Origin of the sequence: Micromonospora sp. NPDC002575 (assembly GCF_042889525.1) — a bacterium.
GTDB lineage: Bacteria > Actinomycetota > Actinomycetes > Mycobacteriales > Micromonosporaceae > Micromonospora > Micromonospora carbonacea.
The window spans coordinates 1-1,225 of record NZ_JBIARA010000079.1 but is presented as its reverse complement, the minus strand read 5'-3'; the positions used below and the strand labels follow the sequence as shown (position 1 = coordinate 1,225).

Here is a 1,225-nt window from a genome sequence, read left to right as displayed (position 1 = left end):
CCACCACCACCGGACTCACACCCCACCAACCCACCCCCACCCCACACACCACCCCCCACCTCCCCACCTACCCCTTCCAACACCACCACTACTGGTTGGACAGCGGTGCCGGCGGCGTGGACGACCTGGCCGGCGCGGGCCTGGACGACGCCAGCCACCCGCTCCTGGCCGCCGTGGCGGACCTGCCCGAGGGCGGGGGCGTGCTGGCGACCGGCCGGATCCGGGCCGACGCCGATTCGTGGCTGGGCGGCTATCTGCTGGAGGGCACGCCGGTCCTGCCGGCCGTCGGGATCCTGGACCTCGTCCTGTCCACCCTGGACGTGCTGGGGCTGCACCATCTCGACGAGCTGGTCGTCGACAAGCCGATCGTCGTCCCGGCGCGCGGCGGAACCGACCTGCGCGTCCAGGTGACCGGTGGCGACGCGGACGGCAGGCGCGCGGTGCTGGTGCACACGCGGCAGGCGGGCGGGTGGACGCGCCACGCGGCCGGCGTCCTCGGCGCCACGCCCGGCCCGTCCGACGTCCCTGGCGCCGGCCCGGCTCCGGCGACAGCGGACCAGCTCGATCTGCTGGCTGAGCGGCTGGCCTCGGCCGGATACGACCACGACGGCGCCTACCGGAGCGTGCGCGCCTTCGGCGGCGACTACGCCGAGGTGGCGCTGCCCGACGACGTGGACGCCGACGGTTTCGCGTTCCATCCCGCGCTGTTGGCCGCGGCCCTGGACGGGATGCTGAGCAGCCGTTCGGCGGAGACCCTGGTCCCGAGCCGGTTCACGGACGTGCGGCTGCACGCGACCGGGGCCACCAGCGCCACGGTTCGGGCCCGTTCGGACGCCGACGGGACCGTCGCGGTCGGCATGGTGGACGCGACCGGCGCTCCCCTGCTCACCATCGGCTCGGTCACGAGCCGGCCGCTCGCCGCGGCGGATCTGACGACCCCGGCGGACGAGTCGCTCGCCTCACCGCTCGCCGTGGACTGGGTGCGGATCCCGATGCCGGACGACGTGTCCGGCGTGGCCACCGAAGTCGGTGACCTGGAGGAGGTGCTGGCCGCCGAGGCGCCCACGGACGTGCCGCCGGTGCTGGTGCTGCGGGTCGGCCAGGGCCAGGGCCCGGACGCCGGGCCGGAGGCGGCTCATGCGGTGGCGGAACGGACCCTGCACCACCTCCAACAATGGCTCACCAACCCCCACCTCACCCACACCCACCTCGTCATCCTCACCCA

Annotated in this window: 1 protein-coding gene; it reads left to right on the top strand. The window is 74.8% G+C overall.

Annotated features, from left to right (window positions below):
• Positions 1-95: 95 nt before the first annotated feature.
• A partial coding sequence (locus tag ACFYWL_RS31245; protein WP_386980453.1) for a polyketide synthase dehydratase domain-containing protein occupies positions 96-1,225 on the top strand: 1,130 nt, incomplete at its 3' end.